Source organism: Ruegeria intermedia (assembly GCF_900129345.1).
Lineage (GTDB): Bacteria > Pseudomonadota > Alphaproteobacteria > Rhodobacterales > Rhodobacteraceae > Ruegeria > Ruegeria intermedia.
In genome coordinates, this window is sequence record NZ_FQVK01000005.1 from 74,270 (window position 1) to 99,294 (window position 25,025).

At 59.1% G+C, this 25,025-nt stretch carries 27 protein-coding genes and 1 pseudogene; 10 read left to right on the forward strand and 18 right to left on the reverse strand.

Annotated features, from left to right (window positions below; all coding sequences use genetic code 11):
• Nucleotides 1-28: 28 nt before the first annotated feature.
• From F3H26_RS05225 to F3H26_RS05265, 9 genes are all read left to right on the forward strand, one after another.
• Nucleotides 29-943, forward strand: a complete 915-nt coding sequence (locus F3H26_RS05225) for a plasmid partitioning protein RepB C-terminal domain-containing protein (protein ID WP_223162435.1) — start codon at nucleotides 29-31, stop codon at nucleotides 941-943.
• Between the two features lie 19 nt (nucleotides 944-962).
• Entirely contained in the window at nucleotides 963-2,060 is a 1,098-nt protein-coding gene (locus F3H26_RS05230) for a plasmid partitioning protein RepB C-terminal domain-containing protein (protein ID WP_149775005.1), read from the forward strand.
• Between the two features lie 449 nt (nucleotides 2,061-2,509).
• A complete protein-coding gene (locus F3H26_RS05235; RefSeq protein ID WP_149775006.1) occupies nucleotides 2,510-2,869 on the forward strand; it encodes a MarR family EPS-associated transcriptional regulator in 360 nt (119 codons plus the stop codon).
• Nucleotides 2,870-2,980: 111 nt separating this feature from the next.
• Nucleotides 2,981-4,120, forward strand: coding sequence for a non-hydrolyzing UDP-N-acetylglucosamine 2-epimerase (gene wecB, locus F3H26_RS05240; RefSeq protein WP_149775007.1), 1,140 nt, complete (start codon nucleotides 2,981-2,983; stop codon nucleotides 4,118-4,120).
• Nucleotides 4,120-5,406, forward strand: a complete 1,287-nt coding sequence (gene wecC, locus F3H26_RS05245; protein WP_149775008.1) for a UDP-N-acetyl-D-mannosamine dehydrogenase — start codon at nucleotides 4,120-4,122, stop codon at nucleotides 5,404-5,406. Before wecB ends, wecC begins: the two co-directional genes overlap by 1 nt.
• Nucleotides 5,407-5,574: 168 nt before the next feature.
• Nucleotides 5,575-6,660: an O-antigen ligase family protein gene (locus tag F3H26_RS05250; RefSeq protein ID WP_188127693.1), complete on the forward strand. Its 1,086-nt coding sequence runs from the start codon at nucleotides 5,575-5,577 to the stop codon at nucleotides 6,658-6,660.
• A 141-nt stretch (nucleotides 6,661-6,801) separates the two neighbouring features.
• On the forward strand, nucleotides 6,802-8,046 hold the full coding sequence (locus F3H26_RS05255) for a hypothetical protein (RefSeq protein WP_188127694.1): 1,245 nt from the start codon (nucleotides 6,802-6,804) through the stop codon (nucleotides 8,044-8,046).
• A 141-nt stretch (nucleotides 8,047-8,187) separates the two neighbouring features.
• On the forward strand, nucleotides 8,188-9,399 hold the full coding sequence (locus tag F3H26_RS05260; RefSeq protein WP_149775011.1) for a glycosyltransferase family 4 protein: 1,212 nt from the start codon (nucleotides 8,188-8,190) through the stop codon (nucleotides 9,397-9,399).
• Nucleotides 9,400-9,716: 317 nt separating this feature from the next.
• Nucleotides 9,717-10,460, forward strand: a complete 744-nt coding sequence (locus F3H26_RS05265; protein ID WP_188127695.1) for a WecB/TagA/CpsF family glycosyltransferase — start codon at nucleotides 9,717-9,719, stop codon at nucleotides 10,458-10,460.
• Between the two features lie 362 nt (nucleotides 10,461-10,822).
• Here F3H26_RS05265 and F3H26_RS05270 read toward each other — a convergent pair.
• From F3H26_RS05270 to F3H26_RS05300, 8 genes and pseudogenes are all read right to left on the reverse strand, one after another.
• A pseudogene (locus tag F3H26_RS05270) lies at nucleotides 10,823-10,966 on the reverse strand (IS5 family transposase); the annotation flags it as partial.
• The gene (locus F3H26_RS05275; RefSeq protein ID WP_149775013.1) at nucleotides 10,921-11,271 is read right to left on the reverse strand and encodes a transposase; all 351 of its coding nucleotides are present in this window, start codon (nucleotides 11,269-11,271) and stop codon (nucleotides 10,921-10,923) included. The gene F3H26_RS05275 and the pseudogene F3H26_RS05270, both read right to left, overlap by 46 nt.
• A gap of 81 nt (nucleotides 11,272-11,352) precedes the next feature.
• A complete protein-coding gene (locus F3H26_RS05280) occupies nucleotides 11,353-12,012 on the reverse strand; it encodes a hypothetical protein (RefSeq protein WP_149775014.1) in 660 nt (219 codons plus the stop codon).
• Nucleotides 12,009-12,497 (reverse strand): hypothetical protein, encoded by a 489-nt coding sequence (locus F3H26_RS19385; protein WP_188127696.1) that lies wholly within the window; start codon nucleotides 12,495-12,497, stop codon nucleotides 12,009-12,011. The genes F3H26_RS05280 and F3H26_RS19385 overlap by 4 nt, the downstream gene beginning before the upstream one ends.
• 11 nt (nucleotides 12,498-12,508) lie before the next feature.
• Nucleotides 12,509-13,249, reverse strand: a complete 741-nt coding sequence (locus tag F3H26_RS05285; RefSeq protein WP_188127697.1) for a hypothetical protein — start codon at nucleotides 13,247-13,249, stop codon at nucleotides 12,509-12,511.
• Between the two features lie 42 nt (nucleotides 13,250-13,291).
• Complete coding sequence (locus F3H26_RS05290; RefSeq protein ID WP_149775016.1) at nucleotides 13,292-13,582, reverse strand: hypothetical protein; 291 nt, start codon at nucleotides 13,580-13,582, stop codon at nucleotides 13,292-13,294.
• A 47-nt stretch (nucleotides 13,583-13,629) separates the two neighbouring features.
• The gene (locus tag F3H26_RS05295) at nucleotides 13,630-14,745 is read right to left on the reverse strand and encodes a phage tail fiber repeat family protein (RefSeq protein ID WP_149775017.1); all 1,116 of its coding nucleotides are present in this window, start codon (nucleotides 14,743-14,745) and stop codon (nucleotides 13,630-13,632) included.
• 202 nt (nucleotides 14,746-14,947) lie between these two features.
• The gene (locus tag F3H26_RS05300; RefSeq protein ID WP_149775018.1) at nucleotides 14,948-15,301 is read right to left on the reverse strand and encodes a hypothetical protein; all 354 of its coding nucleotides are present in this window, start codon (nucleotides 15,299-15,301) and stop codon (nucleotides 14,948-14,950) included.
• An 87-nt stretch (nucleotides 15,302-15,388) separates the two neighbouring features.
• On the opposite strand from F3H26_RS05300, the gene F3H26_RS05305 reads away from it, so the two are divergent.
• A complete protein-coding gene (locus F3H26_RS05305) occupies nucleotides 15,389-16,072 on the forward strand; it encodes a UPF0149 family protein (RefSeq protein ID WP_149775019.1) in 684 nt (227 codons plus the stop codon).
• A gap of 155 nt (nucleotides 16,073-16,227) precedes the next feature.
• Here F3H26_RS05305 and F3H26_RS19390 read toward each other — a convergent pair whose 3' ends face one another.
• From F3H26_RS19390 to F3H26_RS19395, 10 genes are all read right to left on the reverse strand, one after another.
• Nucleotides 16,228-16,485 (reverse strand): hypothetical protein, encoded by a 258-nt coding sequence (locus tag F3H26_RS19390; RefSeq protein WP_188127698.1) that lies wholly within the window; start codon nucleotides 16,483-16,485, stop codon nucleotides 16,228-16,230.
• A complete protein-coding gene (locus F3H26_RS05315) occupies nucleotides 16,482-17,414 on the reverse strand; it encodes a C40 family peptidase (RefSeq protein WP_149775021.1) in 933 nt (310 codons plus the stop codon). Before F3H26_RS05315 ends, F3H26_RS19390 begins: the two co-directional genes overlap by 4 nt.
• Before the next feature lie 96 nt (nucleotides 17,415-17,510).
• Nucleotides 17,511-17,822 (reverse strand): phage holin family protein, encoded by a 312-nt coding sequence (locus F3H26_RS05320; protein ID WP_149775022.1) that lies wholly within the window; start codon nucleotides 17,820-17,822, stop codon nucleotides 17,511-17,513.
• 38 nt (nucleotides 17,823-17,860) lie between these two features.
• Nucleotides 17,861-18,070, reverse strand: a complete 210-nt coding sequence (locus tag F3H26_RS05325) for a hypothetical protein (RefSeq protein ID WP_223162436.1) — start codon at nucleotides 18,068-18,070, stop codon at nucleotides 17,861-17,863.
• A 20-nt stretch (nucleotides 18,071-18,090) separates the two neighbouring features.
• A complete protein-coding gene (locus tag F3H26_RS05330) occupies nucleotides 18,091-20,685 on the reverse strand; it encodes a host specificity protein J (RefSeq protein WP_149775024.1) in 2,595 nt (864 codons plus the stop codon).
• Nucleotides 20,686-20,688: 3 nt separating this feature from the next.
• Entirely contained in the window at nucleotides 20,689-21,126 is a 438-nt protein-coding gene (locus F3H26_RS05335) for a DUF6950 family protein (RefSeq protein ID WP_149775025.1), read from the reverse strand.
• Nucleotides 21,126-21,686, reverse strand: a complete 561-nt coding sequence (locus F3H26_RS05340) for a hypothetical protein (RefSeq protein ID WP_149775026.1) — start codon at nucleotides 21,684-21,686, stop codon at nucleotides 21,126-21,128. Before F3H26_RS05340 ends, F3H26_RS05335 begins: the two co-directional genes overlap by 1 nt.
• A complete protein-coding gene (locus F3H26_RS05345; RefSeq protein ID WP_149775027.1) occupies nucleotides 21,683-22,282 on the reverse strand; it encodes a hypothetical protein in 600 nt (199 codons plus the stop codon). The genes F3H26_RS05340 and F3H26_RS05345 overlap by 4 nt, the downstream gene beginning before the upstream one ends.
• Nucleotides 22,279-24,741, reverse strand: coding sequence for a phage tail tape measure C-terminal domain-containing protein (locus F3H26_RS05350; RefSeq protein ID WP_149775028.1), 2,463 nt, complete (start codon nucleotides 24,739-24,741; stop codon nucleotides 22,279-22,281). Before F3H26_RS05350 ends, F3H26_RS05345 begins: the two co-directional genes overlap by 4 nt.
• Nucleotides 24,734-24,892 (reverse strand): DUF7697 family protein, encoded by a 159-nt coding sequence (locus tag F3H26_RS19395; protein ID WP_188127699.1) that lies wholly within the window; start codon nucleotides 24,890-24,892, stop codon nucleotides 24,734-24,736. Before F3H26_RS19395 ends, F3H26_RS05350 begins: the two co-directional genes overlap by 8 nt.
• Nucleotides 24,893-25,025 lie beyond the last annotated feature (133 nt).

Below are 25,025 nucleotides of genomic sequence, written 5' to 3' on the forward strand. Positions count from 1 at the left end.
GTTTGAGAAACAGACGCAAGTATAAAACATGAACAATCCAATCAAACACGGGAGACCCCCAATGATGACTGAGACACCCGAGAGCGTCACGCTCGTCCCCATCGACCGGATCGAAGTCCTGAACTCGCGGGACCGCAACATGAAGGTCTTTGAAGAGATCGTCGAAAATATCCGCACCATTGGCCTGAAAAAGCCGATCACCGTGACCGAGCGCGAAGGTGCCGATGGGTCGGCCGCCTTCTTGCTGGTCTGCGGCGAAGGCCGCCTCAATGCCTTCCGCCTGCTGGGTGAGACCCACATCCCGGCGCTGGTGGTCAATGTGACCGACGAGGACGCCTTCATCATGTCGCTGGCCGAAAACATTGCTCGGCGCGGCCATCGACCGCTGGAGATCCTCGCAGACATCGAGCTGTTGCTCGCACGGGACTACAGCATCGACGACATAATCACGGGCACCGGGCTTTCCCAGAAATATGTCCGGGACATCGTCTTCTTGCTGGAAAAGGGCGAGGAGCGCCTGATTGAGGCAGTTCAGAACGGCACCATCCCCCTGACCACCGCCCTCGAAATCGCTCGCGCCAAGCACGACGATGAGAACCTCGGTGACATGCTGGAAGAGGCCTACAAGACCGGCCAGCTGAAGGGGCATCAGATCACCGATGCCAAGCGGCTGATCGAAAAGCGCCGCGAAAAGGGCCCGAAAACCGGTGGCGATCGCCCGAAGCTGCCAAACTCGGCGCACTCGCTGGTCAAGACTTACCAGCGCGAGGTCGCCCGCCAGCACAAGCTGATGCTGAAGGCCGATCACGCGCACCAGCAGCTGCTCTTGGTAGTCCAGGGCCTGAAACGTCTCTTCGCTGATGAGCACTTCGTGACGCTCCTGCGAGCCGAAGGTCTCGACAGCCTGCCCAAATATCTCGCCGACCGCATTGAAACCGCCTGACCCTCGAAAGGTACATCCCATGAATGACCTCAGCACAGTGAAGCCGCTTTACCCCGGGGCCTTTCCACAGCCCGACGCCGACGAAAGTGACGCGCCCTATCCCAAGGCGCCGTTGAATCTGACTCTCGGGTTTGATCTCGAAACCTTCCAGATCCCGCTCGAAGAGCTCATGCCCTCGAAAAAGGTCCCCGACGGCGTGATGACCACGCGCAAGTTCAAGCAGATCGTGTCATCGATCCGGGAGATCGGGTTGATCGAGCCGCTCTCCGTGATCAAGCCGGACCCCGAGGCAGTGGGGTTTTTGCTGCTCGATGGCAATTTGCGGGTACTGGCGCTGAAGGAATTGGGCCAAGACACGGCGCCCTGCCTCATCGCCAAGGATTTCGAGACCTACACCTACAATCACCGGATCAACCGCCTCTCGACGGTGCAAGAGCACTACATGCTGCGCCGCGCCATCGACAAAGGCGTCAGCAAGGAACGGCTTGCGCGCGCGTTCAATGTGAACCTCTCGACCATCAACAGCCGGATCAACCTGCTGCACGGAATCTGCCCCAAAGCGGTGGAGCTTCTCCAGGACCACCAGTTCACTCCGGATGTGACGCGGCATCTGCGCAAGATGAAAGCTGCCCGCCAGATCGAGGCGGTCGAGTTGATGATCGCAGCGAATACGATCACTGCCGCGCATGCGGACGCTCTCCTGAAGGCCACGCCGCCGGAACAGCGCACCGACTACAAGCCGCCGCAGCCGGAACAACCGAAAGGCGACCCGCTGGAACAGATCGTCAAGCTCGAGCGCGAGATGAGCCAGGTGCAAGAAAAATACAAACATGCCGAAGAAAACTATGGGGCTGAGCTGCTGAACCTGGTCGTTGCCAAGGGCTACCTGAAAAAGCTGATGGAGAACGAGGCCGTTCGGTCCTACGTGACGCGGCATGCGTCCGAAATCCTCCAGCAGTTCGAACTGGTGTTGAACACGGTCAGCATGGAGGAGGCCGTGGAACAGGCTGAACGGGAGGATGGACTGAGCGCCGCCGAAGCGACAGCAAAAGCCCAACTGGCGAAGAACGATAGTGACGCGGTGTCGGCCCCAGGAATGGATGGCCAACTCGGGTGATGGGCTCGGCCCGGGGTCTGATTCCAGAACATCTGCCAAATTGACTTATTTTCGAGCGACGGGGAGCCGATTCTCGTGGGGCGGCCGCTACGCCCTAATCGGTGCCGACGAAGCGCGGCTGCTATGAACCATACCTTGTGCCGGTGGGGTCGTTCAGTTATGAACGTGTCACATAAGCAGGTTATCTACTGCTGGTGCTGTTGAAGGCCCGCCGATGTCCCCAGAGTGGGTGCTCTCTCTCTGGTTGGGCGTGCACCTGCAGCTTGGTGGCTACTTCATCGTCCAAAGTGACGAAAACCTCTGAATTTCTGAAATTTCCTATTGTTTGCGCATGCAGCAGTTGATACCGCTCGGGACTGAGCGATGTTGAAACCTTTCTCATCATCAATTTGCATCCAACAAGGCGCCCTCCGGGCAGTCCTTGTGCGGTAGCCTGAAAAAATCCCAAAATGACCAGCAAGCGCACCAAGCTGCAGGAAGACACGCATTTTCGCGTGCTTCGCCTTCTGCAAAAAAACCCTGAAATGTCCCAGCGGGAGTTGGCTGAGACGGTCGGCGTCAGTGTAGGAGGAATACATTACGTTTTGAACGCCCTGATCGACAAAGGCCTTGTAAAGTTAGGGAACTTCACGGCGGCAGAGGACAAGCGGCGGTATGCCTACGTTTTGACACCGAAAGGCATCGCCCAGAAGTCCGCACTGACGCGGGCGTTTCTTGTGCGGAAGATGGAAGAGTACAAAGCGCTCAAGGAAGAGATCGAGGCGCTTCAAGTCGAGCTAGATGCCAACGCTTCACAAAAACTGTCTTGATCGCAATCGCAACTCGTTTGGTGGCCTATCTCTGACGAGAAACAGCGAATTACTGCGCGGACAGAGATAGAATGCTGGCGGCGTCCACAACAAACAAAGTTTGAGGATTCAATGAAAAAAGTATTGCTGGTCTTTGGGACTCGGCCAGAAGCCATCAAGATGGCGCCGGTTTATGAAGCACTCAGGGCAACTCCCGGTCTTGATGTGCGGGTGGCTGTCACCGCCCAGCACCGTGAAATGCTGGACCAGGTTATGCGTCTGTTTGGGATCGAACCCGACTACGATCTGAATGTTATGAAACCTGGACAGGGACTTACCGAGATCACCGCAGCGGTGCTCGCCGGACTTAAGCCGGTGCTCGAAGAGTACACGCCTGACTTGATGCTGGTGCACGGTGACACAACGACCACGCTTTCGGCCTCTCTCGCGGCTTATTACCAGCAGGTTCCGGTGGGTCATGTCGAAGCGGGCCTGCGGACTGGCAACATCTATTCGCCCTGGCCCGAAGAGATCAATCGCAAGGTCACCGGCACCATCGCGCGTCTACATTTCGCCCCGACAGAAAAGGCCGCATCGAACCTGAAATCCGAAGGCGTCGAAGAAGACCAGATTTCGATCACAGGAAATACGGTCATCGATGCATTGCTCGAGGTAGTCGAACGACTCGAGAAAGATCCACAGCAGAGCGCGGCATTCGACTCGGAATTCGGCATCGACCCGACCAAGCGCCTGGTCCTTGTGACGGGGCATCGTCGGGAGAGCTTTGGCGGCGGCTTCGAGCGTATTTGCTCTTCAATTGCCACGATTGCGAAGCGGGAGGACGTCCAGATCATTTATCCAGTGCACCTGAACCCGAATGTCAAGGGCCCTGTCGAGAGCAGCCTTGGTGAGCTTGAGCGTGTTAAACTCATTGCGCCACAGGATTACTTGCCTTTTGTGCATCTGATGCGTCGCGCAGACGTAATACTGACCGACTCGGGCGGAGTGCAGGAAGAAGCGCCGTCGCTTGGCAAACCGGTGCTCGTTATGCGTGACACCACAGAACGGCCCGAGGCGGTGGACGCCGGCACGGTGAAACTCGTGGGTACTGATGCCGACCTGATCGTACAAGAAACGAGTAAACTCCTCGACGATCAAGCCGCCTACGACGTGATGTCGCGCGCGCATAATCCCTACGGCGACGGGTTGGCCTCTCAGAGGATCCGCGATGCCGTTTTGTCATTTCTAACGATCAACCAGGATCAGCAATAATGCCTGAGCTCCCTTTCAAACGCATTTCCGTCATCGGACTGGGGTATATCGGTCTACCAACCGCTGCCATGTTCGCCTCCCGCAAAGTTGAGGTGGTAGGTGTCGATGTTAACCAGAACGCTGTCGACACGATCAATCGTGGCGAGGTTCACATTGTAGAACCTGATCTCGACATGGTGGTGCGCGCAGTGGTGAGGGAGGGTTATTTGCGGGCCACGACGGTGCCTGAACCCGCCGAGGCGTTCCTGATCGCAGTGCCGACCCCGTTCAAGGGGGAAAACCACGAGCCGGACCTGAGCTTCATCGAGGCGGCGGCCCGCGCCATCGCGCCGGTGCTGGAGGCCGGCAATCTGGTGATCCTCGAGAGCACCTCGCCCGTTGGCGCCACCGAGGCGATGGCTGGCTGGCTCGCCGAAGCTCGGCCCGACCTTAGTCTCCCTCAAGACGCGGGCGAAGCCTCAGACATCCGTATCGCGCATTGCCCCGAGCGGGTTCTGCCCGGCAAGGTGATGCAGGAGCTGATAACCAACGACCGTGTCATTGGCGGCATGACGCCGGCCTGCTCCGAGCGCGCCACGGCACTCTACAAGTCCTTCGTTACCGCAGAATGCGTAATCGCCTCAGGGCCGCGCGCGGCCGAGATGGCCAAGCTCACCGAGAACAGCTTTCGCGATGTCAACATCGCGTTCGCCAACGAGCTGTCGCTGATCTGCGACCAACTGGACATGGATGTTTGGGAATTGATCCAACTGGCGAACCGCCACCCACGCGTCAACATCCTGCAACCCGGGCCGGGAGTGGGAGGGCACTGCATCGCGGTGGACCCGTGGTTCATCGTATCGTCGTCCCCCGACGAAGCGCGGCTGATCCGCACCGCGCGCGAGGTCAATGACGGCAAGCCCGAGTGGGTGCTGGACAAGGTCCGCGCGGCGATCAGCGCACACCTGATGGAAAACTCGGAAAAAACCGCCGCAGACGTGACCCTTGCGATTTACGGCCTGGCTTTCAAACCAGACATCGACGATCTGCGCGAAAGCCCCGCACTGCGCATCGTACAGCAACTTTCAAAGCAACAATGTGGCCGGATACTTGCCATTGAACCCAATATCGAGACCCTGCCCGCCAGCCTTGCAGGCGTAGAACTGGTGAGTGTAGCAGAGGCACATCGCCGCGCAGATATCCATCTGTATCTTGTGGGACACAAGCAGTTTCGGACCGCAGCACAACCGATCCGCTATTGCATCGATACTGTAGGTATGTTCTCGGACAAAGACCTGACGCGATAGAAATATATACGTTACCCTAACCCTATAGTACCTATGCTTGTTTCGAATCGCATTATTATCAGTACAGTGTTTTGGCTGTCTGTATTATTGTACTCCTCGATTGATCTTAGCCGTTTTGGCCTTTCGCAGCTGCAAAGCCCATTAAAAGCAGCATTTGTAGTCTTTTTTGTGATATTATTTGCCTTCGCACTAATACCCAAGGGCAGGCTAACCTCAAGCTTTGGAACCAAGGCTCTATTTGTGTATTTTCTCGTTGCATTAATAAGCGCTTCTTGGAGCAGCGATATAAGCGCAACGCTTGTATCACTGACGGGTTTTTTTGGACTTTTGTGTGCAACAGCCTTCTACGAAGGGAAAAAATTTGAACTTGACCACATCGCAGGTGGGTTTCTCGTATCATCATCTTTGATAATTATTTCATCCCTGATACTGATACCTTTTTCTGGGCTAAGGCTTTTCGACTTTCTTCAGGGCCAGTGGCGCTTTTCAGGGATAACTTTTGGCGCACACTCGATTGCAAGGATTGGTGTATTTTCGATAATTTCTGCGCTACATTTGACACGTCGAGGAAAGATTGGGATTTTTTGGCTAATAGCTGTTTGCTCCGCCTCATTAGTGGTTATATATTTATCAGATAGCCGGCAGGCTTACGCTGGTATATTCTGGGTAATATTCTGTATAATATACATTTTCTACTCTAAATCTGCCGTCAAAAAGATAGTCATAATCAAATTGGGATTACTCGCCCTTATTGCACTGGGCCTGGTAATGCCAAATAACCTGGAAGAGGTGTTTTTAATTGCATCGCGATCTGGCGGGCTAAATGAAATAACAACTTTCACAGGTCGGACATATGTATGGGAGGCCGCCCTAGATCTTATCAATAATCAGGTTTTTATGGGATACGGCTTTGGAACTGGTGGATTTGTGTTGGAGGGCTTCTATCGAAGTGAAACGTCAGATTGGTCTACTACAAGTGCGCATAATATGTGGCTTCACGCCTCTTTGGACCTAGGTGTGGTCTGTGCGACGCTCTTTGTTATAATCATAGTGTGGTTTTCCGTGCGAGCATGGTATTATAGATCTTTCTTTTTCATGGCTACTACAGGATTTATCGTTTTAATAGGTGTTTTGGAAAGATCCTTAGCAGGCCCCCTCGATTATATGATAATAATAGTCGTACTGTCTTGCAGCAAATCACTTGTCTGCCAAGGCAGTGAGGTAAGCTCAAATACGCTGCAGATCAGAAGATAACCTCCTGCAATTCGAGCTTAAGTAATTTACGACTAGTTTTCACCACATGGCGAAAGTGACGATCTGCGCATGCTACTGAATGGATTAAAATTTCCTTCTCTTTATTTGGATTTATTACTGATATTTTATTATATCTTATAATTGAATTTTGACGAGCTATCCATTCTGCCGGTATTTAATTGGAAGGATCGTGAAAAACGAATAATGCGAGTCAGAATTTATTCACTAAAACCTCACGCCTCGCTTCTACTGCTCGGGACGTTTTCGGCCTGCTATTTTCTGGCCATGATCGTGGCGCGCAAGACGTTGGCGCCGGATGACCTGTACTTCTGGAATGCGCTGGTGACGCTGGTGGCCATGAGCTTTACCTTCTGTTTCTTTGGGTCCGAACAGCTGTTCTTACGCTTCAGCGGGGTCTCGCGGACGGGCCAAGTGCGTATCAACCGTACAACCCTGTGCCTGATGGGGGCGGCACTGGTGTTGTTCACTGTGCTGCTGGCGGCCTTGTCGGAGGGCTATTTCTTTCAGCTTGGCAGCTATGCGATCTATCCGGTTCTGGAGCTTTGCGTCGGATTGTTCGTCTTTGTCTACAACCTACTACGGGTGCGCAAATCCTTTAGCACGGCGCAGCTGGCGGCGAACGGGTGGAAATTCACCATCCTGATCGGGGTCCTTTTTGCGCCGCTTGGCACTGCGCCTCTAATCATCATGGTCGGGCTTGGCGCGGCCTGCGTCGGGGCCGTCTGGCTGTTTGCCAAAAACCGCAACGCGCTGGAGATAAACGACGATCCGATGCCCGAGCAGTGGAAGACATTGTTCTTGGGCTTTTTGCTTTCGCTCTTCGTGTTGATGCTGCTGAATAATGCCGACCGCCTGATCATAACGCGCTACGGCTCTGAGGCACTGTTCTCGGAGTATGTTTACTTGGTGACCCTGCTGCTGTTGCCCTTCAGCCTGTTGTCGAACTATTTCGGCTTCAAGGAAATGGCCTACCTGAAGCGGCACTACGACCAGCAGGCCTTTGTGCGCAAAACACTGGGCGTCGGCGCCTTGGCGGCGGGGCTTTTTCTGCCGTGGTTCGCACTGATATACATGGCACAAGGCCTTCTGGAGGTGCCGGTCGAGGTCAGCTATGCGCTGCCCTGTCTTGTGATCGTCACCTGCCGTTGCGCCTATGCGCTGCTGTCAGCTCTGTTTGGGCTGAAAGCTTCGCCATCTCGAATGCATATTACGAACGTGATATCTTTGATTGCGGTGCTATTGGCTGCGATCATTGTGATCGAAAGTGAGGTTACCATCATTTCAATGCTCTATCTTTTGTGCGCTTTCTGGGTGTCACGATCCTTTATTGTGCTTTGGGCAATCTGGAAAATCGAAGGTTACTGATTGGTTCATGATTGACCTTCTCAAATCCACCGAACCCTACGGGGTTTATGTGGGCTCTCCCGCGCGGCGCATTGATGAGCGTACCGGCGGTACAAACGCAAAACAGCCTGAGGCCTAGGACCACACGACAGGAGCCTGCTCATGAAAATCCTTCATGTCTTTTACTCGACCTTGCCAAGCACCAAGGGCGGCGACATCCGCAGCCGGGACGTGATTGAAAGCCAGGCCGCGGCTGGCCTTGATGTGCTTGCGCTCAGCTCGCCTTTTCAGCCACCGGCCAAAGCGGGCGCGACAGTTGAGGAATTCGGTGGCATTTCCTATCACCGCAGTTTTGACGAAACTGGAGACCTGCGTATCTCGGAACAAGATAAGGGCCTGAAAGTGAAGATGCGCAAAGCGGCAAAGCTGTTTTCTTTTGGAGACGTGGTGACGGATCTCGCGCGGCGCGAAAAGCCCGATGTGATCCATGCGCATTCCACCTTCTTTTGCGCCTTCGCCGCGCACAGGGCAGCCCGCAAGCTGGGGCTGCCGCTGGTCTATGAGGTGCGTTCACTCTGGGAGGAGCGCGCTATGATGAAGGTGCCTTCGCTGCACACCCGCAGCATTGCGCGCGCTGTGCGCGCGCTCGAGACCCGCGCCATGCGCTCAGCTGACCATATTGTGGTGATTAGCGAAGGTCTGCGCCGTGACGTGATTGCCCGCGGCATTCCCGCGGACCGCATCACAATGATCGGAAACGGGGCGAATTTGTCGCGTGTTACAGACCACAGCGTCAGCGTTTCAGGAAAAGCACCCAGCGATTGGGTCTTTGCCTATATCGGCAGCCTGAGCGACATAGAGGGGCTTGACCTGTTAATCTTGGCGGTGCGCAAATTGCGTGTACAAGGCTGGACCAATCCGGTACAATTGCATGGTGACGGCCCTGCCATAGATGATCTGCGGGCGCAGGCTGCGGGCGTGGCAGGCATCACCTTCCACGGGCGTTTCCGGCCCGAAGCCGCGCCAACAATCTATGCGGCGGTCGATGTTATCGTAAACCCGCGCCGTCAGTCATCGCTTGCCGAGAAGGTGACGCCGCTCAAGCCGCTTGAGGCGATGGCATGGCGCAAGCCAGTGATTTCTTCCTCGGTCACCGGCATGCTGGAACTGGTGCGCGACGGCGAGACGGGATTTATCTTTGATGCCGATGATGCGCAGTCCTTGGCTGAAGCATTGCAGCGCTTGACCGATCGCGCTGAGACGGTGCCCGCCGTTGTAGAACGTGCGTGGCAGTTCATAAAAAACGAACGCAGTTGGCACGCTAACGCGCAGAAGTATAAAACTCTTTATGCGCAACTAACTGGGAACGCCTGATGAGACCGGGCGCCATCCACTAAATCAACATTTACGCAAGGTTCACGCAAACTTCGGACGCCTAAGGCTGGCGCAGCGCGCCATGCTTACAGCTATCCGCCGACATTTGGAGCTGTGGTGGTTGGCAACAAAATGCACAAGCCCTTCTTCCCCAAAAGGCCGAAATGCAAGAACGTTGTGGACCTCTGGGACATCACACAGTTTTTGAAGGAACAAAACAATGGGCGCGCAGACCGGCTGCACTATTTTTTGCATTGATCAGCTTGGCGAACAGGGCCAACCAAAACCGAGTAAGTTCGACAAAGGAAACGACCCACATGAACAAGCACCAACGACACCACAGCCCATTACAGTCGGTCAGTTTTGTAAAGCCCGCGATCGGCGTGACATATTTCAAGTCGCTTGACGAAGCCGCAGATTTTGCGTTCGGCACCCAGCGTCACCAGGGCGCATTCATTGCGATGAATGCAGAAAAAATGGTCAGCCTTTATCAAGATCCCTCTCTCTTCTCCAAGATCAGGAATCCGATATACTATCCAGATGGGTCGTCCATGCTTTGGTTCGTCTCCAAACGCAGTCCGCGTATTCCGGGTGTAGAGCTATGGCTGCACATTCTCGAACGGTCGCAACTGCATGGTGGTAAAGTGTTGGTGATTGGCGCTACTGCGGATGTATCGAAGGACACAGAAGAGCGGATCGGCAAAATGGCCCCCAACCTGACATACCGTTGTGTCGATGGCTTCCGGTCGGAGGACGCCTATTTCGAGTTGATGGAAGGGATGAAACCCGATGTGGTGTTCGTGGCCATGGGGTCCCCTCGCCAGGAAATACTGATCGCGCGTCTTCAGGTGCGGTGGCCTGACTGTTTCTACATGGGGGTGGGAGGATCTCTGGACGTATTGACCGGTAACGTAGTGCGGGCCCCCGAGATCTATCGACAGTTCGGTATCGAGTTTCTTTATCGCCTCCTGAAAGAACCCCGACGGATCTTCCGCCAGCGGCGCCTACTGGTTTTTGTGTACCTTTTTCTCTCAGGGAAATTTGGACCGCGACTCGTTTAACAGGCTGCTGAAAAACGATTCCAGAGGGCCGTTTTCTTCGAGCTGATCGATCCATGTACCAAGCGATTTCAGTCAGCTCGACGAGAGGGCGCAAAATTCGTCTTCGTTTAGCCACGCGGCAGCCAGCTCCCGACTTTTTCAGCAACCTGTTAAAGCTTTCCCCCAGCAAATGGGCACTATTTTTTGCTCACAAAAGTACCCGCGGTAAACGTTACTTAAGGAACGTCTGAACAACGCCTTTGGCTGCGCCGAGTTTGCCAGTTGATGGCAACTTTGGGGCCTAACAGGCGCCGTTTCCAGCGGTTTTCGCGCCGTTTGGGCCGCCTGAGGGGCGGTTTGGTCACTTTTGAACGGGCTCCGCCTCATGCCGCGAGCCTCCTACGCGTCAGAAACAGGTTGACGAGCGCGAACAGCGTGAGCAGATGCGCTCGATTCTTCGCTAATCCCCGGTAGCGGGTTTTCACTTGGCCGAATTGGCGCTTGAGGATCTGGAACGGATGTCCGACAGCTTCGAAAGCTGCCGCACCAGAGGCGGCTCCGGCTCAAACATAACGAGCGGAGCGAAGACTGTAGGTTCATCTAACGGGGTGGCCGCCAGCAGGACTAGCTTGCCATCCTTCGCCAGACGGCGCCAGTCTGATATATGGTTCGCCACGCAAACCCCATACCTCGCAGCAACCGGATTTACCGTGACGCCGGGCTCAAGCGTTTCAGCAACAATCCGTGCTTTGACTTCTTCAGGCCGGAGCCGCGGACCATCCGCGTAGACCACCCCACCAAGCGATCTGAGAAACTCCGCCGTAGTCTCCATGGAGAAAATCCTTCCGTGCCCAACAACAAGGAACACCTCACAGAAAAACGAAAAGTAAAAAACATGGGGCCCAGACACCGTTTACTCATTCTCGGCCACGACCCAAGCCCTAAACGCCCCGCTTTCGTCTGTAATCCTGCACTCGATACGCGCTGCTCGCTCTGCGACATCGATCGCCTCCAGGGTTTTCGCCTGCGCGGCGTTGAACGCCACAGCCTCAGCCGCGCTGTCGGTCCGGTGGTTCAACCCCGTCGTACTGTCATGCCAGACGAAGGCGTCAAAACCCGCGAGATCATCATGCGCTGGATCCACCACCTCCCAGGTCTCTGCACCGCCCTCGCCAAACCGCACCCCGTTGATCACGCGCGCCGCGGCATGGTCCTCGCGCAATGCCGCGTAGCGACGCCAATCATGCTCCTGCGCGGCCTCCCACGTCTCATGCACCTGCCCATCGGCCGTGCGGAATACGTCCTCTTCAATATGATCGCCAAAATACATGATGGCCTCGGGGCGGGTGCGCAGATCATAGCACCACTGGAGCCAGCCCTCGGCGGTGTCATGGCCGGGTTCACCGCTTTGGGTCGCCTCAACCTCAAGCTGATCCATCATGCCGAGCATCAGCTGATAGCCTTGTGCGTAATCGAACTCGGTCACGCCGGCCTGCGCAAACACGCGTTCCAGCACAGCGTAGGCGCCGTCGCAGACGCCCATATCTTTGAAGAACTGTAGGGACGTTTTCATCCGATTGCTCCATATGCCCGATTTGACCCGCCAAGCCAGGTCACTGCATGCCCGTTTGTTTTAATAGCCTTGCCACCGGCGGCGCCGAGATTACCGCCTTTTTGAACGGTGAAGTCCGCCAGGGACTGCGTTCCAGAGCCACCTGCGGCGCCCCATCCACCCCCGCCGCCAGACGTCGGCGTGACTGGTGCTGTCGTGCCATCATTGGCATTCACGGAGACATACACCGCAAACCCATCGCCTTTGCCGGGCTGCCCCGGCCCGCCGCCCGGCGCTGCAAACACCGTATCGAACGTGGACCCATAAGGTGGGGTCGGTCGATAATCCGGTTGGCCGGCTGCCACATTTGCGGTTGCATCAATCCGCGTGGCACTGAGGATGAGTTCCCCAACACCGCCGCCCGTCCCCGGCAGAATACGTCCGCCGCCCTGACCCGATATGCCGCCAATCTTGAACGGTCCAGAATTGCCGCTTCCTCCACCCATCTCGTTTCCTCCTAAAGGCCGCCGCCCTCGACGGCTCCGGCACCGCCCGCGCCGCCGGCACCGCCATGGCTTGGAACGGTTGCTCCAGCCCAGTTGTTCGAATTTGTGGCCACTGATCCCGGCTGGCCGATTGCACCACCTGAACCAAAGGCGCCCATCACAAGGCTTGATGTATTGCCATAAGGCATGGCTCCGCCGCGGCCGCCACCAGCACCGCCGCCACCGGGGCTGTGCACAGCCGTGCTCAGGATCGCGATGGGCTGACCTGTTGCAGCCGCACCACCACCCCCGCCGCCGCCAATATACCCTGCGGCATTATCAATGATGATTGGGCCGGTCAGACCAATCGCCGGTCCGCCTGCTGTTGGCGCGACATAGCTGCTGCGGTCGGCAAGCTGATAGCCTCCATCGCCACCTTTCCCCATGATAAATCCACGATTGACCAGCGTCAGCCCGCCAGGGAAGGCCCCGCCCATGTCGAGGGCCGGGATCGTGGTGGTATCCGACCAGATGTAAATGCCCGCGGCCACCGTTACCTCGACCTTACTCGTGCCATCCCAGCCCTGCGCTTGCAGGTAGGTGTGCAGGTCCAACTCTTGCTGATGGCTGGTGATCGTGTGGGTGAACTGGGCAGATTTGCCGCGCAGGGTGCCGAGCCCGATAGCACCATTAACCACGCCCGCCAGCCCGCGCACTCCCGCGTCCCCAAGCGAGATCGTGGCGCCAGTGGCACGGCCGAGCTCGGTGTTCACCTGGCTAAGTGAGAGCGGTCCTGTCGATGGTAGCGCCATGGGTCACGGGCTCCCAAAGGCGGTGACATCGCCCAGAACGGTCAAATTTCCAGAACCATCGAGCGTCATCACGTCGGTACCATTGTAGCGGAAGGTCAGGCTTGATCCCGCCGCATGCGCGGTAAACGCACCCCAACGGGCGCCAACCTCAATGATCTCCTCACTGCCGTCGGCGCGTTTGAGGAACAGTTTGCCATCGCGGGTGTTGATTGCCAGCTCGCCCAGATCCAGCTGAGCCGGGGTTGGCACCTTCGTGGCGATTGCCGATCGTTTCATACGGATTGTGCTGGCCATGGGGCCTCCTGCGGTTCAGCCTCATGTGAGGGAAGGATCAAAGCGGATCAGAACGTGCCGCCATCAAGCGAGACGCCGGTGATGCTGCCACCGGTGATGGCGACTGCATTGGCCGCCTGCGTCGCAAGAGACCCGAGCCCCAGATTGGACCGCGCCGTGCTCTTATTGGGCAGATCTGAGAGGTTGGAACCCGCGGCCAGCTTGCCTGCAAGGCCGTTGGTGACGGTACTTGCGAAGTTGGGATCATCGCCCAAGGCAGCGGCCAACTCGTTCAAGGTGTTCAGCGCGCCGGGGGCTGCATCGATCAGAGCAGCAATCGCCGCCTGAACAAATGCGGTGCTCGCAATCTGGGTTGTATTGGTGCCACTTGATGCCGTGGGTGCGCTTGGCGCGCCGGTCAAGGCAGGCGAGTTAAGTCCGGCTTTGCTATCAATCGCCGCCTGCAGCCCAGTAATCTGCGAGATCGCATGGCTGTGGGACGCTGGCGCAAAGGTGGCGGGTTTGCCGGTTACACCTGCCCAAGGCACATTGTCTGCCGCCTCAGCCGCGTCGACCTTACCATCGTTGTCGCTGTCATAGGCGGATTTGAGCATGTCGCCCGCACCAAAGCCTGCCAATGCGGTTTGCACAAAGGCTGTCGTAGCCAACTGCGTGGTATTGGTCCCGCCGGTGGCTGTGGGCGCTGTGGGGGTGCCGGTCAGTGCCGGTGAAGTCAGGGGCGCTTTTGCGCTCAACGCCGACTGCAGCCCCGAGACATCGGCAATGCCGTGGCCGTGCCCATCAGCGGCTTTCCCATCAAGCGCAGCCTGCAGCCCGCTCACCTCCAAGATGGCATGCGCGTGTGTTGCCGCAGCTTTACCCGCAAGCCCCGCATCGAACTGCGACTTGCGTACAAGATCGGTGCTGGCACTCGCGTCCTGGCTCGACTTGGGCACCAGCGAGAAGGTCTTTGCGCCACTGATCGTCTGGCTGCCAACGCGGGCGACAAACCCACCCACGCCTGCCAGCGGCACGATGGCGGTCGCATTGCCGCTGCCATCATCGCCTTTGCCGATGTAGAGCGTGTCGTCGACCTCGTTGTGGGCCACTTCGCCGGATTTGAGCGCGGCGGGCGCGCCGGCATTGCCTGCCTGGCGGCGTTTGAACTGGATCGTATTGGCCATCAGAAGAAGCCTCCGTTGATTGGGGTGTTGGTGGGCAGGATGGTGATGCCGGGATCGCCCTGATCGCCTTTGTCACCGGGTGGACCAACCTTGCCCTCTGGGCCTGGCTGGCCACCAAGGCGGATGCGCAAGGGCCCAGTGACCACCCGGACCTTGATTGGTGCGGTGATTGTGATCGGTCCCGTTTGATGCGTAGCGGCACTCATGGGGCAAGCCCGCGCGTCACCGGCAGGATGACCGGGAGTTCCATCAAGAACCCCAGATGCAGATCAGGCGCGAGATCAGTTCGCACGAGGTCAAGCACAACACGTCCTGGCAAGAGATCAGCGGTTTGTTCCGCATGCAATGCCAGTTCCAGCACTGTGTCGCTGATCCGCATGATCCCTTGATCGGCGCTGGTGAGCGTGGCCAAGACCTCCGCTGCGTTTGGCCGTTCCCGGATCTGCCCCACATAACTTGCACCTTCGGCAAAGACCGGCGCCTCGGCCTCAATCTGTAGCCGCCATCCGTAACCGATCAGCACGGCCGGGCCCTCCGTCACAGTGGTAGTCGTCATGTTTTGCTCCAAAAGCCGGGATTGCGCTGGATTGCGACTTGGCAAACGCGAGGATAGAAAACCCTCGGAAATGCCGGGAGAATTCACATGGGACAATCCGATCAAGACCTCGATCACCTGAGCCAGTTGCTGCTTGCGCTGCCCACTCAGAACATGCCCATGACGCTAAGCGAACTGGACGGATATGTTACTGGCGTACTGGTCTGTCCGGACATGATTTCACCATCGGAATGGTTGCCTCATATCTGGGGAGAAACCGGCGACGCCGCGTTTCCCGACCAGCAGACGGCAAAAGAAACAATCGGTGCCGTCATGGCCCATTACAATTCCGTTGCCGAGGCGATCACACGCAGGCTCCGGGTTGAACCTATCTACGAGATTGACCCCAATAGTGACGAGACGATGTGGGAGCCCTGGATCGATGGCTTCACCCGCGCAATGGGCCTCAGACCGGATGCCTGGTCAAACCTTCTCGACACCGTTGATGAAGAAACCCAGGCCACGCTGATTTTCATGATGGCGCTGCAGGACATCTACACCGGAAATAGCAAATTCACAGAGGAGGAGATCAACGAGATCGACCTCGAAGCGCCTGATCTGATCCCGAATTGCGTGGTAACGATCCTCCACAAATCTCGCCCCGAACTCGCCGGACAGACTCCGGCCAACCTGCCGGGCCAGCCGTTTCAAGCAGGACCACGACCCGGCCGAAACGATCCATGTACCTGCGGGTCGGGCCGTAAATACAAGCAGTGTTGCGGCCGCAACTGAACGCGATAGATCAATTTCATGGCCGCCACCCGCACAGCCGCGCGCCGACCTCGTTATGCGCCACGATTTGCGCAAGCGTCAGGTCACTCAAAACATCATGACGCGACGGCCGAATAGGCTCTGCCCAGTCACAATCATCATGCACACTGCCGGGGTTAATCGCGCATCCAGCGGTCAGCCCTACGATCAAGATCAGCGCGGTCACTGTTTTGCACGTCATGGCGGATGTCCTTTGATGTTTGCATTGATCTGAGGCGCGCATCGGCACGGCGGATGGCAAAATTCGCCGCTGCCGCTTGGCGGCCCTGGCGGACGGCAACCCACAGGGCGACAATCACAGCCAAAGCGATGGCTCCGTAAAGAATAGCCCGCCTGCCAAAACCCGAGAGCAAAGCATGGGCAACTCCCATCATGGCGTGCGCCCTGTCCGGTGATCTTCAATGCGGGCGGAGCGCGCCTTCAGCGCATAAAGAATGGCACCGACAAACATCGCCATCCCGATCCAAGGCACGGCCATGGCCAGCCACTCCTCAAGACCGGCGAGCGCCAAGATCCGGGAGGCCGTATCCCGGGCCTGTTCGGCTTCACGCAATGCTGGTGCGATCTGAGAGGTGATGGAGCCTGCGGCCCCCAGAACCCCAAGCCCGATTTGCGCATTCGCCGCCGTCACGATGCGGCTATCCTCTGGTACGCCCGCTGCCCGTTCCGGCGCAACCGCTCGTCGCGATGCCACGGCTAAAGCCTCCTCCAGCGCCACATCAATGATGGGCACCAACGGCAGTGCAGCGTCATCGCGGAATGCCAGGATTGCAGCACGCGTGCGTGGCCCGATCACCCCGTCGATGGTGCCGACCTCGTGATACCCGAGTTCCTTCAAGCGGGTCTGCACGGCCTTCACGGATAGAGTTGAGGATGGCGCCACATTGCCGGTCCGCCGCACGCCTAAGAGTTTTGAGACCGGATAGCGTTTCACATTCACCGCATCAGACTGATTGCCGCCAAGACCCCAAACCCAGGCCCCCTCAATGCGGTCGATGAAGAACACATGCCCCTGCCAACTCGAGGAGCCTCGGGGTATGACCCCGATATCACCGGGCTGCGCATCTGCGATCTCGACCGGAACGCCCCAGTCAAGATAAGACCGCGCCGTCAGCTTGCGCGTCGAGCGAATGCCAGCCTTCTCCAGACAATGCCCCACGAAGGCGGCGCACCAGGCCACAGAATCGTGCTCCACCCAATCGTGGCCGACCGAAGCGTACATCTCCATGACGACGGGGTTATTTGCGGGGCCCGGGCCCTCGGTGGTGCCAATATACCCGCGGGCAATTTCAAAAGGTGTCATGATGCTCTCCCATGCAAATGGAAAGCGCCGCCCCGAGGGGCAGCGCTTGATGTTCGTGGTCGTATTCGTGGTTGTGTTCAGCAGCGCGCGGTGCGGCTATTTCTTGCGGCAAAGCCAGGCTGTCATCAGGGCCTCCGCCCCACGCGGCCCCAGATACGCCAGCATGGCCACAAGCCCCGTGCGCACCGGCTGGCCAAGATCAAAATGGCTTGCAACAGCCTCGCCAATGATGGCCATGCCGATGGCCACGGGGATTTCCCACAAGAGCTCCTTGCCAAAAAACCGCCGCCGGCCAAGTTTCACTTCGCCCGAGTGATACATCAACCGACCCGTAAAGGCGCCGATCAGCGTGGTCACCGCCCCGCCAAACAGGCTGTTCAGTGTTTCTAGAAAGCCCGGCTCGGTCATGGGCGCCTCCCGTGGTCGTTTTTATTTCGTGGTCTTGATCAGTATTCGCCGCCATCGAGCAGCGGCTCAAACGCGGCATCGGCCACATTGCGCAGCTTGAGCGTCGGCGGTGTTGTGCTGGTATCCAGCCACAACATGCCCGGCGCGGTGGCCGCAGGCTCCACCGCACCGCTGCTGGTGGAGCGTAATGCGGCGACAATCTGGTTGATCTGGGCACGCACAGCTGCCCCGTTGTCGTTGATGATCACAAAGCTAGGTGCTTGGGACACTAGGCCACCTCATCTGCTATCAGCCGCAATTCCGAGACGATCGGCGTAAAGGCCGGATCACTGGTTCTAAGCCAGGCCCGTGCCTCAACCGCGTGCGCCTCGATTTCACTGTTGTCGATCCGCCCCCAAGGTCCCCAGGCAGGGTTAGCATCCGCCGGATCGTCATCGGTTTCCCGGACCTCGAGTACCACATCGATGTCAGCACCCTCGGAGCCGTCAAAGTCGGCCCAAGCATCGATAGGCGTCATGCGGTCATCAATGTAATCCGACAGCGCCGAGGCTCCGACCAGGATATCAGAGCGCAGACGGACGCGTCTCAGCGCCCCGAAGTCGAGAAGGCTATCGAACTGGTAGAGCCCTTCAGTCGCCAGTACGACGGGTGAGCCTGCAGCATCTGTTCCGGTCTGCAGTTTTAACGTCCCGGCAGTCACGACCAGACCGGTTTTCAGGCCGGGGAAGCTTGGCTCCGCCGCCAGCGTATTCAGCTGGGCAAAGCTCAGGATCTGCACGCCCTTTGTGCTCACCGTGCTGACAGGACCAATCCGGCCCTCGCTGTCTTCCGCGCGCAGCAGATAGGTTCCAGGCTTAAGCGGCACGACCGCAATCGCCTCGCCGCCCGAGACGCGGTCCATCAGCGTGGAGTTGGCCCAGGTGGCGGTCCTTTCCTTGCTGTGACGGATAATGACATTGCCACCGACGCGGACATCCACATCAACCGAGCGCTGCCATTTCAGCACGGCAAGACCGCCTGCAGACTGGATCGTCAGCCCCGTCAGGGCTGCCGGTGGCGCCGTGAGCCCCACGATCTCCAAAGCCCCCTCGCGCCAGATCGACGAGACCCCCAGCACCGAGATGGCCTTGATCCGCACATCCCATTGGCCCGGCTGGATATCGCGCAACTCCATCACCGTGCCAGAGGTGCGGCCGCGATCCAGCCAGTCACCGCTATCCCGCCGCGTCTCCACCTGATAAGTATCGACAAACCCCGAGGCCGCGGGTTCCCATGCAATACGCGCCAGGACTTTCACCGCCGAGCCGTCCCGTGTGACGTAAAGCTCCTCTGTGATCTGCGGCGCACCTGGTGGCGCGATATCAAAGGCGGTGGGCAGCGTTGTGCGTGGGGCTGCTGCATAAATCTGCTCTTCCGAGGCGTCCCAGTCGTAGATCAGCGGAGACGTTTCCCGCAGGAGGAGTTCTGGTGCCAGACGCGGGCCCGGTCCGACTTGGCTTAGATCAAGCCGCACCGCCTCAACCTCAAAGGGCTTGCCCTCCGGCAGAGCCGCGCCGCCAAAGCCCCAGCGGGCGTAGTGCACGTAAGTGGTCTCGCCCGCCGCAACCCGCCAGGCCTTCAGCTTGCCTGCTACTTTCAGGCTCATCTGGCGCCGTGCGCGCTCCAGCTCAATCTTGGCCAGACGCTGCGCCATGGACGCCGAGATCGTGAACGGTAGCGAGATATCCCGCCAGACCCGCTCACCATTGTCCTCCAACCGGTAAGTCTCGCTGGCGTAGGCCGGGAAGTCATCGGGCTGCCAGCTGTTTTCAGGGCTCACAAACTGGCCCCGCACCGCGTTGAAGCTCAAAGCCCGGCTTTGCCGCGTCGTCAGGGTCATTCCGCCGTCGCGCACATCATCTGCCGTAATCGTGGTTTCTGGCACGCGGTATGCCCCCGCGCGCATCCGCCATTGGCCTGCCTGCCAGATACAGCGGCCTGACATGGCCGTGAGCATCGCCTCGATAATGGTCTTGGGCGTCTCCGCGAGCGAGACCACACCGTTACAGGTATAGCGCGCCTCCGTGCCACCTGTGGCCAGCGCCACAGTCTCATCGCAGATATTGGCGGCCTCGATCAGACTGTCGGTCTCGATCCCGTCTGCACCGCCAATGACAGCGCCGATCCCATAGGTCGCATGGGCCATATAGTCTGCCACGCAGAGCGCTGCATTGTCAGTATAGACCCGCGTGCCCGTCCGAGGATCGAGAATGTCGTCCTTGCCCTCCAGATCCACGGTGATGTTCGGAATGCCGCCCGGAAAGGCATCCGCATCATAGGTCAGTTTCAAATAGAGTGCCGCACAGCCCGCAAGGCGATGGGCATCCGTCCAATGCTCGGGCGCCGCCGCAATGAGCCCCGCAAAGGCGGTCTGGTCATCAGCACCGAGGCGCTTTTCCACAGCGACTTTGCCCGCCCAACGGCTCTGGGCCGCACCTGAGGCATCAATCGCCTCTTCGCCCTCAAAATAGATGGCACCGATCGATTTGATGCGGTGCGCCGCCAAGACGATCACCAGGTGCAGGTCTTTATCCTTCGCCCCCGTCGAATGCAGGAACACAATCACACCGCCCTTGCGCGTGCGGCCGTAGACCATTTCGCGCGGCATCACCGGCTCGCGCACCGTCACCGTACGGGCCTTCATTTCCATCTGGCCAAGGCTGGGCGTGGGCATCAAGGCTTGGGCAGCAGCTGATAAGAGCATCGAGGCCCCGAACTGGGCGGCAAAGCCAACCAGACCTGTGGCTGCAAAAGCCGCGGCCACACCGCCGGCCGCAATGGCAGCGCCCCCGAGGGCGACAGCACCTAAAACCACGGGTGGCATTGTTCACGTCCTCCAGGCGAGACGGCAGGTTGCAAGAGACAGGCGCACCAGACCCTCAGGCGCGACAAAGGCAGCCTTGGCGCCGATAACGACTCCAAAGGCTTCGGGCTCACCGCCAAGGATCAGATCGCCACGCTGTGCGAGCCGCACATAATCAAGCGGGTCGCCCAACAAGGCGCGTCCGCCTTCTTCAAGGCTTGTCCAGCCAAGGCGGCGCAACACCCGCCCGCAGCCGATCGGCGTGCGGTAGCGCCCGCGCCACAGGGCCGCATGATCCGGGCCATCTGTTAGATCGCGGTGGAGATCGAAGGCCCAAGTTGCGCAATCGTGCTGGCCCCAAGCAAAGGGGCGCGTGCTGGCCTGCTGGACCGCGTCCGCCAGGACCTGCTCCCAATGGGGCACGCGGGTAGTATCGCGTGGGGCAACAATTGGTCGCTCCATCAGCCGCGTCCCCAGGTGATTTCCTGATCCTGAATCGCCGTTACGTGTTCAAACCCCCGATCGCCCGGGAATAGGACTTGCTGGCTTTCATGGGTATAGCGCCAGTTGCGCGGCACGCTCAGATCAATGAGCCGGCTTTCATAGCTGATCGTGATGCGGCAGCTCTGCCCGTCCTCTTGCAGTTCCGGCACATCAAGACGGCCCGTAAAGGCCTGTACGGGATCAGCGATCACTCTGCGGTCCTCTGTGAGCAGCGCCAGCCAGATGCGCCCCGCCTGACCCTGGCGCGCCTCATCGATCGCAAGACCCACCAGATCGAGCGGCACGCCTGACAGCGACACTGTCGTCCCAGAGGCCACAACACCGGAGGTTTCTTCAAGCGCGCCGAGGCCAAGAAGAACGCCGACGCCGGTCCAGGTCTTGCCGTCCCAATCCATCGGACCCGGGCCTGTCCAGATCCGCACCATGCCCGACGGGAATTCTCCTTCAAAGAAGATCGCAGGCTGTAGCTCAGCACAATCGAGCGCTGTGGCCATGCCATTTGTGATATCCCGGCTCATAGCGCCTCGCGGGCTGACAGGGTGAAGCGGTGACGTGCCACGCGCTCAATGCGGGTTGGCACCGCACTCGTGGGGCGTAGCAGAACCTGCGGCCTGTTCACCTCCAAAGGTGTATTGGCGGGCAGCGCGCTGCGGATCGCCGGAAAGAGCGTCAGCGTGGCAAACCCGTTGATGTCTGCTGTGACATCAAAGGCGATCTGGTGCAGGCGCGTGTCGCGCGCGGTGCCAATCGACATAAAATCCCCTGAAGCCATAGCGGGCAGTCCCGGTGGCCAGCCTTGCGTTTGCACGACATTGCCGCCTGTGATGGGGGCCGCCAGAGTGACCGGTTGCGGGAGTATCTTTGGCTCAATGGAGGGATCAGCAAAAAGCAGCAGGCCCCGGCCGGAGCCAAGGGCTGTCAGCGCCGCAGAGACAGACCTTGCCAGCGGTCCGGATTGCGCGGCAAATTCGATATCATATTCCCACCATTCACCACCCCAGTCCTGCACCTCTGTCGACCCGGTGAAGGGCGACTGCGTCTGGCTTGTCGCGGTCACGAGCCGTCTTTCGATCCCGGCCACCCAGGTGCGCGGCAGTTCCACAATCACGCTCATGCCATCCGTCCCCGCCGCATGGCATTGCCAACGGCGGCCACCGCAATGCGCTCAAACTCGGGCTGGGCGCCGCGCATCACAGCAGCGATCTGCTCGGCCACGCCCATTTGCGCGCCGCGCGCATCCACATTGAGATTTATGGCCACCGGGGTAGCACCACCTCCGCCGCGAGCGACCTCTGCGCGTGACAACACCCGTTCACCGCGCTGCAGGATGGTGGGCACCTCATCTGGACGGAGCCCCGCCCAACCGCCTGCGTGCATGCGCGGCGCACCCGCAAAAACCGCTGCGGGCACAGACCGCGTATGGCCAGAGATCCCAACCATGCCACCGGCATGCGAGACAGCAGCTGCAACAGAGCCGCCACCGCCAAAAGCGCCTGAGAGCGCGTTGGCAATGGGTCCCAGCACCGCATTCTTGAATGCCAAGACGGCCAAATCTGCCAGAATTGAGCGTACCAGCCCCTTGAAGTCGAGCTTGCCGGTTTCCACAAAACTGCGGAAGGCACTTTCGGCGCCAGAAAAGGCGCTGGATAAGGTTTCGCCGAGACCTTTACCCCAGTTTAGGGCATCGTTGGCATAAGAGTTCAGGGCTTCGGAAACGGCACGCCAGCCAGTAACAATCCTTTCGGCAACGCCACCACCAGACCCGCTGCCGCCACTAACCGTATCCCCAGCCTCGGCCATGGCCTCCGCCAAGCGGCCCGCAGAGGCCGTGGCGTCATTAAGTGCCGCAGCGCCGTCTTCGCCAGTGCCCGCGACAGCATCGCGGAGTGCCGCCCAGGAGGACAGCGGGGCCGTGGCTCCAGCCGCCAAATCGGTGGCGGCCTGCCGGTAGGTGTTCGCGGTGGCGAGTGCCTCGGCCGCAATCCCATCAAGTCCAAGGTCGGGCGCCGTCAGCGGGTTGTCCTCAAAAGCCCTGCGGAATGCATCTGCGGCGGCGCTTCCAGCATCCGCTGAAGCTCCCGCGAAAGGATTGTCGATATCGCCAAGACTGATTTCACCGATTTCGCCGAAGGTGGTTTCGATGCCCACAGCCGCCAGCGCATCGCGGATCTTGCCCGTAAAGGCGTCAATCCGGGCGATCGCGCCGTTCAGCATGGCCTCAATTCCGTCGAGCATGCGATTGGCAGCCGCGTAAACGAGATCTCCGATCACGGCTGGCAGGCGGGACCAGATTTCGCGGACGGCGAGTAGTGCCCCCTCAAACGTATTCGCTGTGGCGTTACCAAAGGCGACAACGCTCTCAATCGCTCCCGCCATGCCCGTCGCAGCATCGGCTTTCAGGTCGTAAAACATCGCCGTGGCGCGCGCCCCGGCAGCCGCTGCGCCCATCTTGATCCGGTCCCAGACCTCGACAGCGACATCCTTCAAAAGGCGCATCGCATCACCGAAGCCGCCAGCGCCGGACGAAAGGCGCGTGAACCAATACACGAGCTCTCCCGCGCCTACGATCAGGGCCCCAATGCCGGTGCGGATCAACGCGCCTTTCAGGACCACCAGCGTCGTGGCCAACCCGCGCACCGAGAAGGCCGCAGCGGCCATGGCGGCCACCCAGCGACCGGCGAGGAATGTGGCGAAGGTCCCCGCGTAGATCGCCAACCGGTCAAGGTTGGCCAGAACCGCATCAAAAGCCCGGCTGATTGGGCTGGTGCTGGACGCAAAAGCGACAAATGCATTGGCCGCTGCCTCCAGTGACGGGGCAAGCGCCACTGCAATCCGGTTGCGCACGCCCGTAAACACCTGACCGATGCTGACCAGCGCCAGTTCTGAGCGGCGCATGGCTGCAATCGCATCCGCGTCGAGTACCGCGCCCAATGCCTGTGCTTGCGCCCCAAGCCGGGTCATCTCCGCACCGCCGTTTTGCAGCAATGGAATGAGCCGCGTGGTATCGGATGCCATGGCCTCGAGATAGAAGGTCATCTCCTGTTGGCTGACGCGGGCGCGCTCGAGGCTATCGACATAGAGTTGCAGCGCTTCAGGACCTGAGAGCCGGGCAAACTGATCGGCGGTGACGCCCACACGGGGTGCGATGTTTTCAAAGAAGTCCGCCATCGGACCACCGCCGGTTTGCAGAAAATCCCCCACACGGTCGTTCACGTCCTTCAGGATATCGGCGAGTTTTTCCTGCTCAATGCCCACAGTGGTAGACGCCGCCGACCACCGCTGGAACACCTCTGGGTTGGCGTTGGCGACCTGTGAGAGCTGGCCGATCTCATTGGCGGCCGCCACTGTCGAGCGCGTCATCGCAACAACGGCACCGGCCAAGGCGGCTGCCGCAGCGGTAGCAGCGATCCGAGCACGGCGCGCGAAGGCTGCCATGCGGGCATTTGCCTGGTCCAATTCACGGCTCAGACGCCCCATACCCCGCGACCCGGCCGCACCGACACCCTCGAGTTCGGCACGCACTTGCCGGCCGCCAGTCGCCGAGAGCCGGACGGATACCTTTTTCTCAGCCATGGTGGTGTTCAATCTCTTGGTTTGTCTTGCGCACCATCGCCGCCTCGATCGGCGGCAGGAGTTCCGCGATGATCAGGGGTGAGAGCCCGAGGGCCATCCCGAGTTGCAGGGCAGCAGCCATATCCCAGCCGAGCACAGCGCCGCCGCTCATGCCACCGGCGACGCGGACCTGCCCGCCCAGGCGCTGAACCAGATCCCAGATCTGCCAGCCCTCAAGTGTGCGTGGCGCATGCAGGCTGCGCGGGCATTCCGTACATACTGATGGGCAAGCCGCGCAATAGTCA